This window comes from Burkholderia sp. NFPP32, from assembly GCF_900119325.1.
Lineage (GTDB): Bacteria > Pseudomonadota > Gammaproteobacteria > Burkholderiales > Burkholderiaceae > Burkholderia > Burkholderia pyrrocinia_C.
Window position 1 is genome coordinate 124,118 of the sequence record NZ_FPJP01000005.1, and the last position, 21,711, is coordinate 145,828.

Consider the following 21,711-nt stretch of genomic DNA (forward strand, 5'->3'; position numbering starts at 1 on the left):
GAAATCGGTTGCGCCGCCGCGCGATATCGTCAGCCGTTGAACCCGCGGCCGGCCTTCGCGAGCTCCACGATCGACGGCGCGAGCTGCCATGCGTCGCCGTTCGGCGCGGCCGCATAGCGGCGAATCGCGCGCTCGACGTTGTAGAGGCCGACCATGTCCGCGTACAGCATCGGGCCGCCGCGCCACAGCGGGAAGCCATAGCCGGTCAGGTAAACCATGTCGATGTCGGACGCCTTCGATGCGATCTTCTCTTCGAGGATCTTCGCGCCTTCGTTGACGAGCGCGAACACCAGCCGCTCGACGATCTCGTCGTCGCCGATCTTGCGCCGCTCGACGCCGCGCTCCTTCGAATACGCGACGACCATCTCGTCGACCAGCGACGACGGCTTCGCGTTGCGATCGCCCGGCACGTAGTCGTACCAGCCGGCGCCCGTCTTCTGACCGAAGCGGCCCTGCTCGCACAGGCGGTCGGCGATCTTCGAGTACTGGAGATCCGGCTTCTCGACGTAACGACGCTTGCGGATCGCCCAGCCGATGTCGTTGCCGGCGAGATCGCTCATCCGGAACGGCCCCATCGCGAAACCGAACTTCTCGATCGCGCGATCCACCTGCGCGGGCAGCGCGCCTTCCTCGAGCATGAAGAGCGCCTGGCGGATGTACTGCTCGATCATCCGGTTGCCGATGAAGCCGTCGCACACGCCCGACACGACCGCCGTCTTGCGGATCTTCTTCGCGACGGCCATCACGGTCGCGAGCACGTCCTTCGCGGTCTGCGCGCCGCGCACGACCTCGAGCAGCTTCATCACGTTCGCCGGGCTGAAGAAGTGCATGCCGACGACGTCCTGCGGACGCTTCGTGAACGCCGCGATCCTGTCGACGTCGAGCGTCGACGTGTTCGACGCGAGGATCGCGCCCGGCTTCGCGACTTCGTCGAGCTTCCTGAACACCTGCTCCTTCACGCCGAGTTCCTCGAACACGGCCTCGACGATCAGGTCGGCATCCTTCAGGTCGTCGTAGGACAGCGTCGGCGCGATCAGCGCCATGCGCGCGTCGAGCTTCTCCTGCGTGAGCTTGCCCTTCTTCACCTGCGCGTCGTAGTTCTTGCGGATCGTCGCGACGCCGCGCTCGAGCGCTTCCTGTTTCGTCTCGAGCAGCGTGACGGGCAGGCCCGCGTTGACGAAGTTCATCGCGATTCCGCCGCCCATCGTGCCCGCGCCGATCACGCCGACGCGGCGGATCTCGCGCAGCGGCGTATCGGCCGGCACGTCGGGAATCTTGCTCGCCGCACGCTCGCCGAAGAACGCATGGCGCAGCGCGCGGCTTTCCGGCGTCATCATCAGCGCGACGAAACCCTCGCGCTCGGCGACGCTGCCCTTGTCGAAGCCGTTCAGCACACCGGCCTCGATCGCGTCGATGCATTTGTGCGGCGCGGGGAAGTTCGGCGCCGCGGCCCGCGCGGAATTGCGCGCGAACTGGATGAAGCCCGCGGCGTTCTCGTGGACGATCTTGCGGTCGCGCACACGCGGATGCGGCCCCTTCTGCGCACCGACGCGCGCGAACGCGACGGCCGCGTCGAGCAGGTCGCCGTCGGCCATCTCGTCGAACAGCCCGCTCTTCGCGAGCTGCTCGGACGGCACGGGCGCGCCCGACACGATCATGTTCAGCGCGGTTTCGAGCCCGACCGCGCGCGGCAGGCGCTGCGTGCCGCCCGCGCCCGGCAGCAGGCCGAGCTTCACTTCGGGCAGCGCGACCTGCGCGCCGGGCGCCGCGACGCGGTAGTGCGCGCCGAGCGCGAGCTCGAGGCCGCCGCCCATCACGACGCTGTGCAGCGCCGCGACGACGGGCTTCGCGCTCGCCTCCACCGCGCGGATCACGGTGTGCAGCGTCGGCTCCTGCAGCGCCGTCGGCGTATTGAATTCGGTGATGTCGGCGCCGCCCGAGAACGCGCGGCCCGCGCCGGTCAGCACGATGGCCGTGACCGACGGGTCCTGCGCGGCGCGATCGAGCGCGTCCATGACGCCCTGCCGGGTCGACAGGCCGAGCCCGTTGACGGGCGGATTGTTGAGCGTGAGGACGGCCACGCCGTCGCGAGTCGAGTAATCCACTGCCATCTGCCTGCCTCCATGCATCGCGCGCCGGGGTGGCTGCGCTTCATTGTGCGCGGTCGAACGGCCGCATGTCCGGATCGAACGGAGGCAGCATACAACGAAAAAGCACGGTCGTTCAATTTGAATTTGTATCCCGACCGGGGGACGGATCGGGCGACCGGATCGCGGGCCGTCGCCGGCCCGGGCCTGCCTGGCCTTATGGCGCCTTGCGGCTCCTTATGGCTCGCACACCGCCGTCGGCAACACGTAATCGCGGAACGTCTCGCGCAGCTTCAGCTTCTGCAGCTTGCCGGTCGCGGTGTGCGGCAACGATTCGACGAACACGACGTCGTCGGGGATCCACCATTTCGCGACCTTGCCCTCATAGAACGCGAGCAGCGCGTCGCGGCTCAGGTTCGCGCCTTCGCGGGGCACCACGACGAGCAGCGGACGCTCGGTCCATTTCGGGTGCGCGCATGCGATGCACGCGGCTTCGGCCACGCCCGGGTGCGCGATCGCGACGTTCTCGATGTCGATCGAGCTGATCCACTCGCCGCCCGACTTGATCACGTCCTTGCTGCGGTCGGTGATCTGCAGGAAGCCGTCGGGGTCGATCGTCGCGACGTCGCCGGTCGGGAACCAGCCGTCCGACAGCGGCGACGCATCGCCGCGGAAGTAGTGATCGATCACCCACGGCCCGCGCACCTGCAGTTCGCCGAACGCGACGCCGTCCCACGGCAATTCATGGCCGTCCTCGCCGACGATGCGCATGTCGACGCCGCAGATCACGCGCCCCTGCTTCTCGAGCAGCCGGCGCTGCACGTCGAGCGGACGCTGCGACTGCGCCCAGTTGAGCTTCGCGAGCGTGCCGAGCGGCGACAGTTCGGTCATCCCCCACGCATGAATCACGCGCACGCCGTATTCGTCCTCGAACGTGCGCAGCATCGCGGGCGGGCACGCGGAGCCGCCTATCACCGTGCGGTTCAGCGTCGAGAAGCGCACGCCGGCTTCGCGCATGTAGTTCAGCAGGCCGAGCCACACGGTCGGCACGCCCGCGGAAAACGTCACGCGCTCGGCCTCCATCAGCTCGTACAGCGATTTCCCGTCGAGATCCTTGCCGGGCAGCACCAGCTTGCCGCCGGTGAGCGGCACCGCGTACGGCAGCCCCCACGCATTGACGTGAAACATCGGCACGACGGGCAGCACCGCATCCATCGCGGACAGGTTCATCGCGTCGGGCAGCGCGGCACCGTACGCGTGCAGCACCGTCGAGCGGTGCGAATACAGCACGCCTTTCGGATTGCCGGTCGTGCCCGACGTGTAGCAGAGCCCCGACGCCTGCTGCTCGTCGAGGCGCGGCCAGTCGAACCGGCCGTCCTCCGCTTCGACGAGCGTTTCGTAGCAGAGCAACGGCGTCGCGCAGGACGGCAGGTGCGCGGCGTCCGTCATCGCGACCCAGCCCTTCACGTGCGGACAGTGCGGCGCGATCGCGTCGACGAGCGGCGCGAAATTGATGTCGAACAGGACGTAGCGGTCTTCCGCGTGATTGACGATGTACGCGATCTGCTCGGGGAAGAGGCGCGGATTGATCGTGTGGCATACGGCACCCATCCCGCCGATCCCGTAATACGCCTCCAGATGCCGGTAGCCGTTCCACGCCAGCGTGCCGACGCGGTCGCCGGTTTCGACGCCGAGCCGTGCGAGCGCCTGCGCGAGCTGCTTCGCGCAGCGTTCGCAATCGCGGTACGTGTAGCGATGCACATCGCCCTCGATGCGCTTCGACACGATCTCGGTGTCGCCCGCGTGACGCGCGGCATGCGCAATCAGCGAGGACACCAGCAACGGCATGTCCATCATCTGGCCCAGCAACGGCTTACCCATCGTCTTGTTCTCCCGGAAGGACGCGAATCGGTGACCAGCCTCGAACCGGCGCGCGCCCGTCAGCGGCCCGGACGGGCGCGGCGCACGGTGCGCGGGCCGCCATGCGGGCGGCGCGGCGCCGCCTTACAATATCGGCTTACCCAGAGGCGCTCAACATGTCGTTTTCCCGAAGCGCAGCCGATCCGGCTGACACCTTGCCCGACCTCGCCGCCACGCTCGGCGCACCCGCCGAAGGCGCGTTCGTCCAGCTCGGCGACGCGTTTCATACGCGGCTGCCGGCCGCGCCGCTTGCCGCGCCGTACGTCGTCGGCTTTTCCGACGAAGTCGCGCAACTGCTCGACCTGCCTGCGTCGCTCGCCGCGCAGCCCGGCTTCGCCGAACTGTTCGCCGGCAACCCGACACGCGACTGGCCCGCAACCGCGATGCCGTACGCATCGGTGTATTCCGGCCACCAGTTCGGCGTGTGGGCCGGCCAGCTCGGCGACGGCCGCGCGCTGACGATCGGCGAGCGCACCGGCACCGATGGCCGCCGCTACGAGCTGCAACTGAAAGGCAGCGGCCGCACGCCGTACTCGCGGATGGGCGACGGCCGCGCGGTGCTGCGCTCGTCGATCCGCGAATTCCTGTGCTCGGAAGCGATGCATCACCTCGGCATCCCGACCACGCGCGCGCTGACGGTGATCGGCTCCGACCAGCCGGTGGTCCGCGAGGAGATCGAGACGTCGGCCGTCGTCACGCGCGTGTCGGAAAGCTTCGTGCGCTTCGGCCACTTCGAGCACTTCTTCTCGAACGATCGCCCCGACCTGCTGCGCCAGCTCGCCGATCACGTGATCGACCGCTTCTATCCGGATTGCCGAAACGCGGACGATCCGTACCTCGCGCTGCTCGAAGCCGCGACACTGCGCACGGCCGACCTCGTCGCGCAGTGGCAGGCCGTCGGCTTCTGCCACGGCGTGATGAACACCGACAACATGTCGATCCTCGGCGTGACGATCGACTACGGCCCGTTCGGCTTCGTCGACGCGTTCGACGCGAACCATATCTGCAACCACTCCGATAACAGCGGCCGCTACGCATACCGGATGCAGCCGCGCATCGCGCACTGGAACTGCTATTGCCTTGCGCAGGCGCTGCTGCCGCTGATCGGGCTGCAGCACGGCATCGCCGATGACGATGCGCGCGCCGAGCGCGCGGTGGACGACGCGCAGGCCGTGCTCGCGAAATTTCCGGAACGCTTCGGCCCGGCGCTCGAACGCGCGATGCGCGCGAAGCTCGGCCTCGAGCTCGAACGCGAGAACGATGCCGAACTCGCGAACAAGCTGCTCGAGACGATGCATGCGAGCCATGCTGATTTCACGCTGACGTTCCGCCGCCTCGCGCAACTGTCGAAGCACGACGCGAGCCGCGACGCGCCCGTGCGCGACCTGTTCATCGACCGAGACGCGTTCGACGCCTGGGCGAACCTCTACCGCGCGCGGCTGTCCGAGGAAACGCGTGACGATGCGGCACGTGCGGCCGCGATGAACTGCGTGAACCCGAAATACGTATTGCGCAACCATCTGGCCGAAGTCGCGATCCGGCGCGCGAAGGAAAAGGATTTTTCGGAGATCGAGCGGCTCGCGCAGATCCTGCGCCGGCCGTTCGACGAACAACCGGAGCATGACGCGTACGCGGCGTTGCCGCCCGACTGGGCCGGGTCGCTCGAAGTGAGCTGCTCGTCCTGAAGCCCCCAACCCGCGCGTATCGAACGACCGATCAGGAGAACCCCACATGTCCCACGATTCCGACGACAAGACCTTCCCGTACGAGAAGGACGACGCCGAGCTGCGCCGCCGGCTCACGCCGATGCAGTACGAGGTCACGCAGCATGCGGCGACCGAGCGCGCCTTCACCGGCGAATACACCGACACCGAAGACGCCGGCATCTACAAATGCGTGGTCTGCAGCACGCCGCTGTTCGAATCCGGTTCCAAGTTCCATTCGGGCTGCGGCTGGCCCAGCTACTTCAAGCCGCTCAACGGCGAGGTGATCGACGAGAAGGTCGACTACTCGCACGGCATGGTGCGCGTCGAAGTCCGCTGCAACCATTGCGGCGCGCATCTCGGCCACGTCTTCGAGGACGGCCCGCGCGACAAGACCGGTTTGCGGTACTGCATCAATTCGGCTGCGTTAAACTTCGAGTCCCGACCCGAAAACGAATGAGCGGCGCCGGGCGGATCGGCGAGACGGCCCTTTGGGGGCGACCTTCGCCGGGCGGCCTGCTTTCGGGCTGGCCGCCCCGATCCGCGACGGCGGTGCCTGGCGGGTCCCTACAACGGTGAAAGGCCGCGCACGCGGCGTTTCACGCAGCTGCGAGCGCCATGAAATTCCTGTTCGATCTGTTTCCGATCATCCTGTTTTTTGTCGCCTTCAAGGTCTGGGGCATCTTCACCGCCACCGCCGTCGCGATCGTCGCGACGCTGGCCCAGGTCGCGTGGGTCGCCTTCCGGCACCGGAAGGTCGACACGATGCTGTGGGTCAGCCTCGGCGTGATCGTCGTCTTCGGCGGCGCCACCCTCGTCCTGCATGACGAGAAATTCATTCAATGGAAACCGACTGTGCTGTACTGGCTGTTTGCGGTCGGGCTGCTTGCCGCGCGCTATGCGTTCGGCAACAACCTGATCGAGAAGATGATGGGCAAGCAGCTCACGCTGCCGCACCCCGTGTGGGACAAGCTGAACGTCGCGTGGGCGCTGTTCTTCGCGGTGCTCGGCGTCGCGAACCTGTACGTGGTGCACAATTTCACCGAATCGCAATGGGTGAACTTCAAGCTGTTCGGCACGACGGGCGCGATGGTCGTGTTCATCATCCTGCAGAGCCTGTGGCTCACGAAATACCTGAAGGACGAGTGACATGACGGACGCCTTTCTCCACGCGTCGCCCGACGAACGCATCGCACTGATCGAGGCACGCCTCACCGCATCGCTCGCACCCGTGTCGCTCGCCGTGCGCGACGACAGCGCGCAGCACGCGGGCCACGCCGGCGCGGCCTCGGGCGGCCACTACACGGTCACGATCGTGTCGGCCGCATTCGCGGGCAAGCCGCGCGTCGCGCGGCACCGGCTGGTGTATGATGCGCTCGCTGATGCGATGCAGCGCGGCATTCACGCGCTCGCGATCGTGGCTTACACGCCCGAAGAATTCAACGAATCTTCAATCTAGTCTCATTAGGAATTCCCGATGATCCTGAAATCCCCTCGCCTGTGGGTCGCGGCGGCTGCTTTCGCAGCGGCACCGGCATTTGCCCAGAACATCGCCGTCGTCAACGGCACGCCGATTCCGAAGTCGCGCGCGGACGCGATGGTTGCCCAGCTCGTCCAGCAAGGCCAGACCGACAGCCCGCAACTGCAGCAGGCCGTGCGCCAGGAACTCGTGAACCGCGAAATCCTGATGCAGGAAGCGATCCGCGAAGGCATCCCGAACCGTCCGGACGTGAAGGCGCAGGTCGCCGTCGCGCAGCAGACCGTCGTGCTGCGTTCGATGATCGAGAGCTTCCTGAAGAAGAACCAGCCGACCGATGCAGAAGTGAAGGCGCGCTACGACGAACTCGTCAAGGGCGCCGGCGGCAACCGCGAATATCACCTGCACCACATCCTCGTCGACAGCGAGCAGCAGGCCAAGGACCTGATCGCGAAGATCAAGGCCGGCGCGAAGTTCGAGGATCTCGCGAAGCAATATTCGAAGGATCCGGGTTCGGGCAAGAACGGCGGCGATCTCGACTGGTCCGACCCGAAGGCGTACGTGCCGGAATTCTCGGCGGCCGCGCAGAAGCTGCAGAAAGGCCAGATGACCGACGCGCCGGTGAAGACGCAGTTCGGCTGGCACATCATCCGCGTCGACGACATCCGCGACATCGCGCCGCCGCCGTTCGACCAGGTGAAGGCGCAGATCGCGCAACAGCTCGTGCAGCAGAAGCTGCAGGCATTCGAGGAAGGTCTGCGCCAGCAGGCAAAGATCCAGTAACGCAGGCGCCCGTCGCCCGTGCATCGACAAGCCGCTCTTCGGAGCGGCTTTTTCATTTGGCGCGCCGGAGCGCATGCATCGTGAGGCTCCGGCAGTCAGTCGACGCGCGATAAAAAGGCCGCTCCGAAGAGCGGCCTCTCGTGCCGGACATCACCCGCGCCGCAGCGTTCGCTACGCGGGATGGAGCGCGTCGTGATAGCGCACTTCGCCCGACGGCAGCGGCGCCGCTGCATCGAACGGCAACGCGAGGAAATACTCGGGCGGCACGTCGGGAAACACGATGTCGCCGGACGGCTCGAACCCGAAGCGCGCGTAGTACGCGGGATCGCCGAGCACGACGCAGCCGCGCGCGCCGAGCCGGCGCAACGCGTCGAGCCCCGCGCGCACGAGCCCGGCGCCGACGCTCTGCCGCTGGCAGTCCGGCAGCACCGCGAGCGGCGCAAGCCCGTACCATTGCTGTCGATCCGCCGGCTCGCCACCGATCGCGACTGGCGAGAACGCGACGTGGCCGATGATGCGGCCGTCGCGCTCCGCGACGAGCGACACGCTCAGCGCACCGTCCGCGCGCAGCGCGTCGACGATTCGCCGCTCGAACTGCCCGCCCTGCGGTTCGCCCGCGAACGCCGCGACGATCACACGGCCGATCGCGTCGGCCTCGCTCGCGCGCTCGTCGCGCAGCGTGACGACCTCGACCGGCGCGTTCGGGTCGAACCTCATCCGGATCAGCCGATCCAGCGGCGCGCGTTACGGAACACGCGCATCCACGGGCTCGCTTCACCCCAGCCTTCCGGGTGCCAGCTCATCGCGACCGTGCGGTGCACGCGCTCCATGTGCGGCATCAGCACCGAGAAGCGGCCGTCGGCCGTCGTCACCGACGTGATGCCGGCCGGCGAGCCGTTCGGGTTGAACGGATAGCGCTCGGTCGCTTCGCCGCGGTGGTCGACGTAACGCATCGCGACTGCAACGCGGTCGATGTCGCCCTGCTGCGAGAAGTCCGCATAACCTTCGCCGTGCGCGACCGCGACCGGAATCCGCGAGCCTTCCATCCCCGTGAAGAAGATCGACGGCGACTTCTCCACTTCGACGAACGAGAAGCGCGCCTCGAACTGCTCGGACTTGTTGCGCGTGAACTTCGGCCACGCTTCCGCACCCGGAATCATCGACGCGAGGCTCGACAGCATCTGGCAGCCGTTGCAGATGCCGAGCGCGAACGTGTCGGGACGCGCGAAGAACGCCGAGAACATGTCGGCCAGGTTCGCGTTGAAACGGATCGTCTTCGCCCAGCCTTCGCCCGCACCGAGCACGTCGCCGTACGAGAAGCCGCCGCACGCGACCGCACCCACGAAATCGGCGAGCGTCGCGCGGCCCGCGAGCAGGTCGCTCATGTGCACGTCGTGCGCGTCGAAGCCCGCGCGGTCGAACGCGTAGGCCGTTTCCAGATGCGAGTTCACGCCCTGCTCGCGCAGGATCGCGACGCGCGGCCGCGCGCCGGTCGCGATGAACGGCGCGGCGATGTCGTCGGCCGGATCGAAGCTCAGCACCGGCGAGATGCCCGGATCGGCCGCGTCGAGCAGCGCGTCGTATTCGGCATCCGCGCATGCGGGGTTGTCGCGCAGGCGCGCGATGCGCCAGCTCACTTCGCCCCATGCACGGTGGAGTTCGGTGCGCGGCGCATCGAAGATCTTCTTCGCGTCGCGGTACACCTCGATCACGTCGCGATCGTTGACCGAGCCGATCACGTGCGAGCACGTCGACAGGCCGAATTCACGCAGCGCGCCGAGCACCGCGTCGCGGTCGGCCGTGCGCACCTGCACGACGGCGCCGAGCTCCTCGGAGAACAGCGCGCGCAGCGTGCGATCGTCGCGGCGGCCGCTCGTCTGCTTCGCCCAGTCCTTCGCGTCGCCGTAGTCGGATTCGTGATGCGGGTCGAGCGTCAGCATGTCGACGTTCAGCGACACGCCCGCGTGGCCCGCGAACGCCATTTCGCACACCGTCGCCCACAGGCCGCCGTCCGAGCGGTCGTGGTACGCGAGCAGCTTGCCCTGCGCATTGAGCGACTGGATCGCGTTGAAGAAGCGCTTCAGGTCTTCCGCATCGTCGACGTCCGGCGTCGTGTCGCCGACCTGCTGCGTGACCTGCGCGAAGATGCTGCCGCCCATCCGGTTCTTGCCGCGGCCGAGATCGATCGCGATCAGCACGCTGTCGCCCGCGTCGGCGACGCGGCGCAGTTGCGGCGTCAGGTGGAGCCGCACGTCCTCGACCGGCGCGAACGCGGAGATGATCAGCGACACCGGCGCGACCACTTCCTTCGCGACGCCCTGCTCGTCCCACTTCGTCTTCATCGACAGCGAGTCCTTGCCGACCGGGATGCCGATCCCGAGCGCCGGGCACAGCTCCATGCCGATCGCCTTGACCGTGTCGAACAGCGCGGCGTCCTCGCCGGCCGTGCCGCACGCGGCCATCCAGTTCGCCGACAGCTTCAGCTTGTCGAGCGACGCGATCGGCGCGCTCGCGATGTTCGTGATCGCTTCGCCGACGGCCATGCGGCCCGATGCCGGCGCGTCGATCACCGCGAGCGGCGTGCGCTCGGCCATCGTCATCGCCTCGCCCTTGAAGCCTGCATAGTCGAGCGCGGTGACCGCGCAGTCGGCCACCGGCACCTGCCACGGGCCGACCATCTGGTCGCGCACCGACGTGCCGCCGACCGACCGGTCGCCGATCGTGATCAGGAACGACTTGCTGCCGACCGTCGGGTGCTTCAGCACGTCGACCGCGACTTCCGACAGCGCGATGCCCGTCACGTCGACCGGCGCGCGCTCGGTCGCCACGCGCGTGACGTCGCGGTGCATGCGCGGCGGCTTGCCGAGCAGCACTTCCATCGGCATGTCGACCGGATATTCGTCGGCACCCGTCGCTTCGGCATCGACGAGCTGCAGCTGGCGCTCGTCGGTTGCAACACCGACCACCGCGAACGGGCAGCGCTCACGCGCACAGATTGCCTCGAAGCGCGGCAGGTCGGCCGGCGCGATCGCGAGCACGTAGCGCTCCTGCGCCTCGTTCGACCAGATCTCGCGCGGCGACAGGCCCGATTCCTCGAGCGCGACCTTGCGCAGTTCGAAGCGCGCGCCCTTGCCCGCGCCGTCGACGATTTCGGGGAACGCATTCGACAGGCCGCCCGCGCCAACGTCGTGGATGCTCAGGATCGGGTTTTCCGCGCCGAGCTGCCAGCAGCCGTTGATCACTTCCTGCGCGCGACGCTCGATTTCGGGGTTGCCGCGCTGCACCGAGTCGAAATCGAGCTCGGCCGTGTTCGCGCCGGTCGCCATCGAGCTCGCGGCGCCGCCGCCCATGCCGATCCGCATGCCGGGGCCGCCGATCTGGATCAGCAGCGAGCCGGCCGGCACGTCGTGCTTGTGCGTGTGTTGATCCGCGATGTTGCCGAGTCCGCCCGCGATCATGATCGGCTTGTGATAGCCGCGCACCTGGCCGCCGACGTTCTGCTCGTACACGCGGAAGTAGCCGCCGAGGTTCGGGCGGCCGAATTCGTTGTTGAACGCGGCGCCGCCGAGCGGGCCGTCGATCATGATCTGCAACGGCGACGCAATGCGGTCCGGGCGGCCGTACGGGCCATGCTGCTCGTTCGGGTTGCGCTCGCCGACCGGCTGCGCCGCGTCGCGCGCGTTTTCCCACGGCTGGCGTGCATCGGGCAGGTCGAGGTTCGACACGGTGAAGCCCGTGAGTCCGGCCTTCGGACGCGCGCCGCGACCCGTCGCGCCTTCGTCGCGGATCTCGCCGCCCGCGCCGGTCGCCGCACCCGGGAACGGCGAGATCGCCGTCGGGTGGTTGTGCGTCTCGACCTTCATCAGCGTGTGCGTGAGCTCGGTGTGGCGGCCATATCGCTCGCCGGGCTCGCCGGCCGCGCCCGCGTTGCGCGGGAACCAGCTCTCGGCCTCGGCACCCATCATGATCGACGAGTTGTCGGAATACGCGACGATCGTGCCCTGCGGATTCAGCTTCTCGGTGTTGCGGATCATCGCGAACAGCGACATGTCCTGCGCTTGCCCGTCGATCGTCCACTGCGCGTTGAAAATCTTGTGGCGGCAGTGCTCGCTGTTCGCCTGCGCGAACATCATCAGTTCGACGTCGGTCGGATTGCGTTCGAGCTTGCGGAACGCTTCGACCAGGTAATCGATCTCGTCGTCGGCGAGCGCGAGGCCCAGCTCGACGTTCGCGCGCTCGAGCGCGCCGCGGCCGACGCCCAGCACGTCGACGCTCGCAAGCGGCTTGGCCGGCAGTTCGTCGAACAGGTGCTTCGCGTCGTCGCGCGCGGCGACCACGCTTTCGGTCATCCGGTCATGCAGCGCGGCCGCGACGGCCGCACGCGCGTCGTCGGACAGCGCCTTCTTGCCGCCGAGCAGCCCCGACTTCAGCGTGACCGTGAATTCGACGCCGCGCTCGATGCGGCGCACCTGCGTGAGGCCGCAGTGCTGCGCGATGTCGGTCGCCTTGCTCGCCCACGGCGAGACCGTGCCGAAGCGCGGCAGCACGACGAAGGTCTCGGCCGCGCCCTTCTCGGCCGCCGGCTCGAACGGCGCGCCGTAGTGCATCAGCGCGTCGATGCGCGCGCTGTCGTCGGCCGACAGCGGCTCGGCCGCATTGACGAAGTGCAGGAACTGGCCGCGCACCGCGACGATGTTGGCGTCGATTTGCCTGAGCGTGTCGAGCAGACGGGTTTGACGGAAATCGGAAAGGGCCGAAGCGCCGGGAAAACACGAGAAGTGAGCCATGGGCTGGACTGACGTCGATGAGTCGCGCGAGGTGGCGACGTGGGGCGAAAGGAAGGCCGTAATTATACCCGGAAGTCGGTCGCCCCAAACCGGCCGATCGGCAGCCCGCGCGCACCGCGACGGTGCCGCGGCGCGCGCCGTGCACGGCCGCCCGTCGGGCCGGCCCGCCCGGGTACGGCAGCCGGCGCCGCCGCGCGGCCGCATGGCACCTGCTCGCGCGACGCCGGTTACCGCGATTTTGGCGCTATCATTCCGGGTTCACCGGGCCCGGGCCCTCAGCGAATCCTCACCGGGCGGCGTGCGCGCCGCCCGTCATCGAAGCAATCCATGGATGTCATCGTCATCGGCGGCGGAATCAGCGGCGTCGCCACCGCCTACCAGTTGCGCGCGGCCGGCCATCGCGTATGCGTGGTCGAACGCCACGCGACCGTCGCGCAGGGTGCGACCTACGGCGACGGCGGCGCGCTGCTGCCGAGCCCGCTCGACGTCTGGTTCGGTCCGACCTTCATGCGCCAGCGCCAGCCGCGCGACAGCGGCATCGTCTACAAGCCGGGCTTCAACGGCGGCGTGCGCCGCTTCGTCAAGCAGCTCAGCGCGCTGCGCGAGCCCGATGCGTTCGCCGCGCAGTACGCGCGGCTGCGCCCGCTGATCGACGCGTCGCGCGACACGCTCGCCGACATCGAGGCACGCCTCGAACTCGAATTCGAACAGAAACCCGGCATCCTGCACGTCGTGCGCGATCCGCGCGACTGGGAAGCGATGCAGCCCGCGCTCGACCTGCTGCGCACGCTCGACCAGCCGTACCGCATGCTGAGCGCCGAAGAATGCGCGGCGCTCGAACCGTCGGTGCCGGCCGAGCCCGGCTTCGCCGGCGGCGTGCTGCTCGAGACCGAGCGCACCGGAAACTGCCCGCTGTTCGCGAAACTGGTCAAGCAGACGCTCGACGAGCACGGCGTGCAGTTCCGCTTCGGCGCGGACGTCGCCGCGATCCGTATCGATACCGGCCGCGCCGCGGTCGAACTCGTACCGTCCGGCCAGCGGAACGCGGCGAAGGCGCACGAGGTCGACGTGATTTCCGCCGACGCGATCGTGGTGGCCGCCGGCGCCGGCAGCCTGCCGCTGCTCGAACGGCTCGGCTGGCGCCTGCCGCTGCACCCGGTGCGGGTCCATACGCTCACCGCGCCGGTCGCATACGAAGAGCACGCGCCGCACCTGAGCGTCGTCGATTCGATCAAGCGCATCTCGATCACGCGCACCCACCAGCGGCTGCGCATCGGCGGCGGCGCCGTGCTGCAGAGCCTGCCCGACACCGCGAAGCCGCTTCCCGAGCCGCTGTCCGAGGCCGCGCTCGCGCTGCTCGGCCAGGCCGTCCACGACTGGGTGCCCGGTGCCGCCAGGATCTCGGCCGCGCTGTCGTGGCAAGGCACGCAACTGCTGTCGCCGGACGGCCTGCCCGTCGTGGGTCCGACCCCGCATCCGCGCGTGTTCGTCAATTTCGGGCACGGCCCGACCGGCTGGGGGCTCGCGTGCGGGTCTGCTAAAGTGGTGACCGACTACCTCGGCGGCGACGTGCAGCACTGGCCCGCCGACACGCTCGCCGCACTGCGCGCCGGGCGCTTCACGACCTGACCGCCGCGGGCCCGTCCCGTGGCGGCATCCTTGCCAGCCGCCACGATCCCGCGATGACCGCTACCCGCCCGCTTCCCGATTCCGATCCGATCGCACTGCTGCGCGTCGCCGACTTGCGCGCAGCCGAAGCCGACGCGGCCGCGGCCCTGCCGCCGCACACACTGATGGGCCGTGCGGGTGCCGCCGCCGCGCGCTGGGTGTCCGAGCGCGTCGTCGGCGACGACCGCCCCGTATGGTTCGCGGTCGGCCCCGGCAACAACGGCGGCGACGCGCTGGTCGCCGCCGCGCAGCTCCAGCAACTCGGCATCGCGACGCAGGCGTGGATGCCGGTGCCGGTCAAGCCGGACGACGCGCAATGGGCGCTCGGCCTCGCGCGCGCGGCCGGCGTCCCGCTGTCGGCCACGCCGCCCGCGTCGCTGGACGGTTACGCCTGGGTCGTCGACGGGCTGTTCGGCATCGGTCTCGGCCGCGCGCTGGACGGCACGTTCGCCGAACAGGCCGCGCGCATTGCCGCGCATGCACGGCACGGCGGCCGCGTGCTCGCCCTCGACGTGCCGAGCGGGCTCGACAGCGATACGGGCCGGATCGTCGGCGCGGGCGTCGCCGTCGCGGCCACGCATACGCTCACCTTCATCGGCGCGAAGCCGGGCCTCTACACGGGCGACGGCCGCGACCTCGCCGGCGAGATCGACGTCGCGTCGCTCGACGTCGCACCGCCCGTCGCGCCGGCCATCGTGCTGAACACGCCCGAGCGATTCGCCGCGGCGCTGCCCGCGCGCGCGTTCGCGTCCCACAAGGGCACCTTCGGCAGCCTCGCGGTGCTCGGCGGCGACACCGGCATGTGCGGCGCACCGATCCTGGCCGCGCGCGCCGCGCTGTTCGCGGGCGCCGGCAAGGTGCACGTCGGCTTCCTCGGCGCCGGCGCGCCGCCGTACGACCCGCCGTTCCCCGAACTGATGCTGCATCCGGCCGACGGCCTCGACCTCGGCGCGATGACCGCGATCGCGGCCGGCTGCGGCCTCGGCATGCGCGAAGCCGCGGCAACGCTCGTGCGCGACGTGCTCGCCCACGATGCCGCGACGCTGCTCGATGCCGACGCGCTGAACCTCGTCGCGACGCACGCGAACCTCGCGGCCGCCGTTGCCGAGCGCGGCGCCCGCGGCAATCCCTGCGTGCTGACCCCGCACCCGCTCGAGGCCGCGCGGCTGCTCGGCAGCGACACGGCGACGGTGCAGCGCGACCGCGTCGCGGCGGCGCAGGCGCTCGCCGCTCGCCATGCAGCCATCGTCGTGCTGAAAGGCTCGGGCACGGTGATTGCAGCACCCGACGGCCGAGTGACGATCAACCCGACCGGCAACGCGGCGCTCGCCACCGGCGGCACCGGCGACGTGCTCGGCGGCCTGATCGGCGCGCTGCTCGCGCAGCGCGTCGCGCCGGTCGAAGCGGCGCTCGCGGGCGTCTACCTGCACGGCCTCGCGGCCGACACGCTGACCGCGCACGGCACCGGCCCGGCCGGGCTCACGGCCGGCGAACTCGCACCGACGGTGCGCACGCTGATCAATCGCCTTTTTTACCCATCGCCGCGCGCCGACACATAACGCCGCTATACTGACTGCCCCGCCGCACGGCGGGCCCTCTCGTCCGCCGGCCTGCCGATTCCGATGAGCCGGCGCGGCATTCCTCCCGATTCACGCTTCACTCGAACCGCCATGACGCTGAATTCGCTCCCCGCCTGGACTGCCCTTCAATCCCACTTCGAACAGATCCGCCACGCCCGGCTGCGCGACTGGTTCGCACCGGAAAACGACCGCGCGCCGACCCGCGCCGAACGCTTCACGATCCCGGGCGGCGGTCTCGCGGCCGACTTCTCGAAGAACCGCATCAACGACGAAACGCTGCGCCTGCTCGTGCAGCTCGCGCGCGACGCGGGCGTCGAAACGCGCCGCGACGCGATGTTCGCGGGCGAGATCGTCAACGCAACCGAAGGCCGCGCCGCGCTGCATACCGCGTTGCGCGCGACCGACCCGCACGCGCCGTTCCACGCGCAGGTGAGCGCCGAGCGCGCGAAGATGGCGACGTTCGCGCGCGCCGTGCGCAGCGGCACGTGGACGGGCTACACGGGCAAGCGCATCCGCCACGTGATCAACATCGGCATCGGCGGCTCCGATCTCGGGCCGAAGATGGTCGTGCATGCGCTGCACCACGTCGCGACGCCCGACATCTCGACCCACTTCGTGTCGAACGTCGACGGCGCCGATCTCGCGCGCGTGCTCGAACAGGTCGATCCCGAGGAAACGCTCGCGATCATCGTGTCGAAGACCTTCACGACGCTCGAGACGATGACGAACGCACGCTCGCTGCGCGACTGGTTCGTCGCACGCGGCTGCCCCGAGGACGCGCTCGCGAAGCACTTCGTCGGCGTGTCGGCGAACCCGGCCGAAGTCGTGAAGTTCGGCATCGCCGCGGACAACGTGTTCGAAATGTGGGACTGGGTCGGCGGCCGCTATTCGCTGTGGTCGGCGGTCGGCCTGTCGATCATGATCGCGATCGGCCCCGAGCAGTTCGACGAGCTGCTGGCCGGCGCGGACGACATGGACCGCCATTTCCGCGAAGCGCCGCTCGAGCGCAACCTGCCGGTGCTGCTCGGCCTGATCGGCATCTGGTACCGGAATTTCTTCGGCTCGCAGAGCTATCTCGTCGCGCCGTATTCGGAAGCGCTGCACTACCTGCCGTCGTACCTGCAGCAGCTCGAAATGGAGAGCAACGGCAAATCCGCGCGCCTGGACGGCACCTTCGTCGATTACCCGACGTCGGCCGTCACGTGGGGCGAGCCGGGCACCAACGGCCAGCATGCGTTCTTCCAGATGCTGCACCAGGGGCCGACGATCGTGCCGATCGACTTCATCGCGGTGCTGACGCCCGAGCATCCGCTCGCGAGCCATCATCCGAAACTGCTCGCGAACTGCTTCGCGCAGAGCGAGGCGCTGATGCTCGGCCGCACGCTCGAGGAAGCGCGCAAGGTCGCGGGGCCCGGCAAGGAAGCGCTCGCGCCGCACCTGACGTTCCCCGGCAACCGCCCGACGACGACGCTGCTCGTCGATGCGCTGACGCCGCGCACGCTCGGCGCGCTGATCGCGCTTTACGAGCACAAGGTGCTCGTGCAGGCGACGGTGTGGGACATCAATCCGTTCGACCAGTGGGGCGTCGAGCTCGGCAAGATTCTCGGCAAGGTCGTCGAAGCCGACCTGTCGGCCGAGTCGGTCGATCCCGCGAAGCACGACTCGTCGACCACGGCGCTGATCGAACGCGCCCGCGCGGCGCTCAAGCGCTGACGCGACCGCGTCACGCGCACGCCGGCCGCGCATTGCACCCCGCGCGGCTGGCAGGAAAATTCAGGCGCCGCGCTGCGCCGCGTGCGGCTCGACGATGTGCCCGGCGTCGAGCGTCACCGTCGTCGCACAGCGGCGCGCAAGTTCGGCATCGTGCGTGACGAGCACGAGCGTTGCGCCGTGCGTGCGGTTCAGTTCGAACATCAGGTCGATGACCGCATGCCCCGTCGCCGCATCGAGGCTGCCGGTCGGCTCGTCGGCAAACAGGATCGCCGGGCGCGTGACGAACGCGCGCGCGAGCGCGACGCGCTGCTGCTCGCCGCCCGACAGCAGCTTCGGATAATGCGCGGTGCGTTCGCCGAGACCGACCTGCACGAGCAGCGCCCGTGCGCGATCGGCCGCCTCGCGCGCGCTGATGCCGCCCCGCAGCTCGAGCGGCAGCATCACGTTTTCGAGCGCCGTCAGGTGCGGCATCAACTGGAACGACTGGAACACGAACCCGACAGCACCGTTGCGCAGCGCGGCGCGCTCGTCCTCGTCGAGCTGGTCGAGCGCGCGGCCGAGCAGGCGAACCGTGCCGCTCGTCGCGCTGTCCAACCCTGCAAGCAGGCCGAGCAGCGTCGACTTGCCCGACCCCGACGCACCGACGATCGCGAGGCTGCTGCCCGGCCGCACGGCGAGCGTGATGCCGTCGAGGATCGTCAGTTCGCCCGTTGCGTCGGCGACCCGCTTGCACACGTCATGGACTTCGATGATCGGATCGGTAATCTTGAACATGGACACGACATTTCGCTGGAAAAGACGCGCGGCGCTCGCCGCGCTGCTGGGCACCCTGCTGACCGCAACCGCGCCCGCACGCGCCGTGACGGCGCCGGCCCCGACATCGGGCCAGCCGGTGATCGTCGTGCTCGGCGACAGCCTGTCGGCCGAATACGGGCTGCCGCGCGACACGGGCTGGGTTGCATTGCTGCGACAGCGGCTCACGAACGAGCGAATCGATTATAGCGTCGCGAACGCCAGCGTCAGCGGCGACACCACGAGCGGCGGCCGCGCGCGGCTGCCTGCGGTGCTGCAGCGGCTCAAGCCTTCGATCGTCGTCGTCGAGCTCGGTTCGAACGATGCGCTGCGCGGCGTGCCGCTCGCGACGACCGAGCAGAACCTGCGCGACATCATCGCCGGCGCACGGCGTGCACAGGCGAAGGTCGTGCTGGTCGGCATGTACGTGCCGCCCAATTACGGCCCCGACTATACGCAGAAGTTCCACGCCGTCTATACGCGGCTGTCGAAGGATCTCGGCGTGCCGCTCGTGCCGTTCCTGCTGGCCGGCATCGAGAACAAGCCCGAGATGTTCCAGGCCGACCAGATGCATCCCGCGCAGCAGGCGCAGGGCATTCTGCTCGACAACGTGTGGCCGGCACTGAAGCCGCTGCTCGGCAAGCCGCGCGGTTGACCTGACGACTCGCCGCCACCGGAAAACAAAAAGCCCCGCTCGAAGCGGGGCTTTTTATCGTTGCATGCGAAATGATGCTCAGTTGTCGCCGTCCTGCGACTGGCTGGTCGTCGTCCCGTACAGCTTCACCTTCGATCGATCGCGCAGCGCGGCGAGATACGCTTCGCCTTCGCTTTGCGCGTCGACCTGCGCCATCTGCTGCTGCGCGGCCGCCAGTTGCTGCGGATCGACGGCCGTACCCGGGATCACCGCGTTCACGCGGTAGATCGCGTAGCCGTCCGCGCCGAGATCGACGCCGACGTAAGCCGGCAGCGTCTTCGCATCGACCTTGTAGACGGCGCTCAGCGCGGCCGGCGTCAGGCCCTGAGATTGCGTGCGCGACACCTTCTGCGCTGCCGCGAACCCGTCGGTCGACTTCGACTTCTGCAGCTCGGCGAGCTTCGCCGCACCGTCCTTCTGCGCGAGTGCCGCGGCCTGCTCGGCGACGACCTTCTGGCGCACGACGTCCTTGATCGCATCGAGCGCGGGCACGGCAGCCGGCTTGTAGTCGGTCACGCGCGCCGAGATCAGCGTGTTGTTGCCGACGTCGATCGCCTGCGTGTTGTTCTCGTTCTTCACCGAGTCGTTCGCGAACACGGCGGCCAGGAACTTCGGATTGTTCAGCGGGCTCGTCGGCGGCAGCTGCGGATTCGGCGTCGGCGTGACGGTGGCCGTCTGGATCGTCAGCTTGTACTTGTCCGCGGCCGGCTGCAGCGTCTTCGCCTTTTCGTAGACGGTCGACGTGAAGCCTTCCGCGTTGTCCGTGAACGCCTTCGATGCGTACTGCTGCTTCAGGTCGATCGCGATCCGGTCCTTCACTTCCGCGAACGGCTTGACGGCCGCCGGCTTCACTTCGGTCGCCTTCAGGATGTGGAAGCCGAGATCCGACTGCACGACACCGCTCACGTCGCCCTGCTTGAGTGCGAACGCGGCATCGTCGAACGCCTTGCCGCCCGCCGTCGAGCCGCGCGTGATGAAGCCGAGGTCGCCGCCCTTCGCCGCCGACGGCGCGTCCTGCGAGCTCTTCTGCGCGATCTGCGCGAACTGGTCCGGATGCGCCTTCACGTCGGCGAGCAGTTGCTCGGCCTTCGCCTTCGCTGCGGCCTTGTCGGCCGCGCTTGCGCTGCTCGCCGCGGCGATGAAGATGTGGCTCACGCGAACCTGCGCTTCGGTGCGGAAGTGCGTCGGGTTGTCGTCGTAGAACTTCTTGATGTCCGCATCGGTCGGCTGGGCGCTTGCAGCGGCCGCGGCCGGCGAATAGACGAGGTACTGGATCGTCGCGGTCTCGGGCGTCGCGAAGCCCTGCTTGTGCGCGTCGTAGTATGCGGCGAGCTGCGCGTCGGTCGGCTGGACCTTCGATGCGTAGTCGCTCGTCTTCAGCACGAGCGCCTGCACGTCGCGCTGCTGCGCGGCGAGTTCGGACAGGCGTTGCGCGAGGCTCTTCGGCGTGAACGCGCTCGACACGATGCTGGCCGGAATCTGCTGCAGTGCGAGGCTGTAGCGCACGCGCTCCTGATACTGCTCGGGCGTCATCCCCTGGAACGACAGCAGTTGCGCGTAACGCTCGACGTCGATCGAACCGTCGGGCTTCTTCAGCGACGCGATCATCGGGTCGCTCATCAGCGCATCGCGCACCGCATTGTCGGACGCGGTCAGGTGCAGACGCTGCGTTTCATCGGCCAGCACGCGCTGCTGGATCAGGCCGTCGAGCACCTGCTTGCGATGCTCGGGCGTATCGAACATCTTGATGTCGAACTGCCCGCCGAGCGCCTGACGCGCCTGGTCGATCTGCTGGCGGAACGCGCCGTCGAATTCGACCCGCGTGATCTTGTGCCCGTTGACCGCTGCGGCGTTCGCACTGTCGTCGAAGAAGCCGCGGAAGCCTTGGATCCCGACGAAACCCAGCCCCGGCAATACGATCAGGAGCAGGAGCGCCATCATCAGGCGCTGGTGATTACGGAAGAAATCGAGCATGCGTGACGGGAAAATTGGACAAAACGACCGATATTACAACATACGGGGTGGGACGGGAGAAAAGCAGCGGCGCAGGCGCGCTTGCCCCGCTCCGCAGTCACGCGCCCGCCAGTGTGCGCAATCGGAAACGCAAATGAAAAAGCCCGCACAAGGCGGGCTTTTTCATTTTCTGGCGGAGCGGACGGGACTCGAACCCGCGACCCCCGGCGTGACAGGCCGGTATTCTAACCGACTGAACTACCGCTCCTTGGTCTGGCTGAATCAGGAAACTGGTGGGTGCTGAGGGGTTCGAACCCCCGACCTACGCCTTGTAAGGGCGCCGCTCTACCAGCTGAGCTAAGCACCCGTTCCCGATTCGTTCTGGCTGCGATCTGCGTTTCCGCATCAACAACCAGCGAGCCCGCAAGTTTAATTCATCCCCGATCACTTTGCCAAGCCCGGATGCGAATTTTTTTCTGCCGCATCGGTTCGCGATTCCGTGTGCACATAAAAAAACCCGCGGACACGCCGCGGGTTTCGTGAACAACCGTCAG

At 68.5% G+C, this 21,711-nt stretch carries 15 protein-coding genes and 2 tRNA genes; 9 read left to right on the forward strand and 8 right to left on the reverse strand.

The annotated features are described in order from the left end of the window. Window positions 1-29 precede the first annotated feature (29 nt). Both BT264_RS12260 and BT264_RS12265 read right to left on the reverse strand, forming a co-directional pair. On the reverse strand, window positions 30-2,111 hold the full coding sequence (locus BT264_RS12260; RefSeq protein WP_072437162.1) for a 3-hydroxyacyl-CoA dehydrogenase NAD-binding domain-containing protein: 2,082 nt from the start codon (window positions 2,109-2,111) through the stop codon (window positions 30-32). 213 nt (window positions 2,112-2,324) lie between these two features. After that, window positions 2,325-3,968, reverse strand: coding sequence for a 3-(methylthio)propionyl-CoA ligase (locus tag BT264_RS12265; RefSeq protein ID WP_072437161.1), 1,644 nt, complete (start codon window positions 3,966-3,968; stop codon window positions 2,325-2,327). Window positions 3,969-4,123: 155 nt separating this feature from the next. Here BT264_RS12265 and BT264_RS12270 point away from each other — a divergent pair, with 155 nt between their 5' ends. The 5 genes from BT264_RS12270 (at window position 4,124) to BT264_RS12290 (ending at window position 7,970) form a co-directional block, all read left to right on the forward strand. Then, window positions 4,124-5,692 (forward strand): protein adenylyltransferase SelO, encoded by a 1,569-nt coding sequence (locus BT264_RS12270; RefSeq protein WP_072437160.1) that lies wholly within the window; start codon window positions 4,124-4,126, stop codon window positions 5,690-5,692. Between the two features lie 46 nt (window positions 5,693-5,738). After that, window positions 5,739-6,170: a peptide-methionine (R)-S-oxide reductase MsrB gene (gene msrB, locus BT264_RS12275; protein ID WP_072437159.1), complete on the forward strand. Its 432-nt coding sequence runs from the start codon at window positions 5,739-5,741 to the stop codon at window positions 6,168-6,170. A 158-nt stretch (window positions 6,171-6,328) separates the two neighbouring features. Next, the gene (locus tag BT264_RS12280; protein WP_034181202.1) at window positions 6,329-6,859 is read left to right on the forward strand and encodes a septation protein A; all 531 of its coding nucleotides are present in this window, start codon (window positions 6,329-6,331) and stop codon (window positions 6,857-6,859) included. A 1-nt stretch (window position 6,860) separates the two neighbouring features. Further along, on the forward strand, window positions 6,861-7,169 hold the full coding sequence (locus BT264_RS12285; protein ID WP_047900921.1) for a BolA family protein: 309 nt from the start codon (window positions 6,861-6,863) through the stop codon (window positions 7,167-7,169). An 18-nt stretch (window positions 7,170-7,187) separates the two neighbouring features. Then, window positions 7,188-7,970 carry a peptidylprolyl isomerase gene (locus BT264_RS12290; RefSeq protein WP_072437158.1) on the forward strand — a complete coding sequence of 261 codons (783 nt, stop codon included), beginning with the start codon at window positions 7,188-7,190 and terminating at the stop codon, window positions 7,968-7,970. Window positions 7,971-8,141: 171 nt separating this feature from the next. Here BT264_RS12290 and BT264_RS12295 read toward each other — a convergent pair whose 3' ends face one another. Both BT264_RS12295 and purL read right to left on the reverse strand, forming a co-directional pair. Beyond that, on the reverse strand, window positions 8,142-8,687 hold the full coding sequence (locus BT264_RS12295; protein ID WP_072437157.1) for a GNAT family N-acetyltransferase: 546 nt from the start codon (window positions 8,685-8,687) through the stop codon (window positions 8,142-8,144). Window positions 8,688-8,692: 5 nt separating this feature from the next. Beyond that, window positions 8,693-12,757, reverse strand: a complete 4,065-nt coding sequence (gene purL / locus BT264_RS12300; RefSeq protein ID WP_072437156.1) for a phosphoribosylformylglycinamidine synthase — start codon at window positions 12,755-12,757, stop codon at window positions 8,693-8,695. 327 nt (window positions 12,758-13,084) lie between these two features. Between purL and BT264_RS12305 the strand changes: the two genes are divergently transcribed. The 3 genes from BT264_RS12305 (at window position 13,085) to pgi (ending at window position 17,718) form a co-directional block, all read left to right on the forward strand. After that, a complete protein-coding gene (locus BT264_RS12305) occupies window positions 13,085-14,386 on the forward strand; it encodes an FAD-dependent oxidoreductase (RefSeq protein ID WP_072437155.1) in 1,302 nt (433 codons plus the stop codon). A 53-nt stretch (window positions 14,387-14,439) separates the two neighbouring features. Further along, window positions 14,440-15,984: an NAD(P)H-hydrate dehydratase gene (locus tag BT264_RS12310; protein WP_072437154.1), complete on the forward strand. Its 1,545-nt coding sequence runs from the start codon at window positions 14,440-14,442 to the stop codon at window positions 15,982-15,984. A 111-nt stretch (window positions 15,985-16,095) separates the two neighbouring features. Beyond that, complete coding sequence (gene pgi, locus BT264_RS12315) at window positions 16,096-17,718, forward strand: glucose-6-phosphate isomerase (RefSeq protein WP_072437153.1); 1,623 nt, start codon at window positions 16,096-16,098, stop codon at window positions 17,716-17,718. A gap of 60 nt (window positions 17,719-17,778) precedes the next feature. On the opposite strand, the gene BT264_RS12320 is transcribed toward pgi, so the two are convergent. Then, window positions 17,779-18,492, reverse strand: coding sequence for an ABC transporter ATP-binding protein (locus tag BT264_RS12320; protein ID WP_072437152.1), 714 nt, complete (start codon window positions 18,490-18,492; stop codon window positions 17,779-17,781). Between BT264_RS12320 and BT264_RS12325 the strand changes: the two genes are divergently transcribed. Continuing rightward, the gene (locus BT264_RS12325; protein ID WP_072437151.1) at window positions 18,491-19,165 is read left to right on the forward strand and encodes an arylesterase; all 675 of its coding nucleotides are present in this window, start codon (window positions 18,491-18,493) and stop codon (window positions 19,163-19,165) included. The two genes, BT264_RS12320 and BT264_RS12325, sit on opposite strands and share 2 nt — an antisense overlap. A gap of 78 nt (window positions 19,166-19,243) precedes the next feature. On the opposite strand, the gene BT264_RS12330 is transcribed toward BT264_RS12325, so the two are convergent. From BT264_RS12330 to BT264_RS12340, 3 genes are all read right to left on the reverse strand, one after another. Beyond that, complete coding sequence (locus tag BT264_RS12330) at window positions 19,244-21,178, reverse strand: SurA N-terminal domain-containing protein (protein ID WP_072437150.1); 1,935 nt, start codon at window positions 21,176-21,178, stop codon at window positions 19,244-19,246. Window positions 21,179-21,348: 170 nt separating this feature from the next. After that, window positions 21,349-21,425, reverse strand: a tRNA-Asp gene (locus BT264_RS12335). A gap of 23 nt (window positions 21,426-21,448) precedes the next feature. Next, a tRNA-Val gene (locus tag BT264_RS12340) sits at window positions 21,449-21,524 on the reverse strand. Window positions 21,525-21,711: the final 187 nt, after the last annotated feature.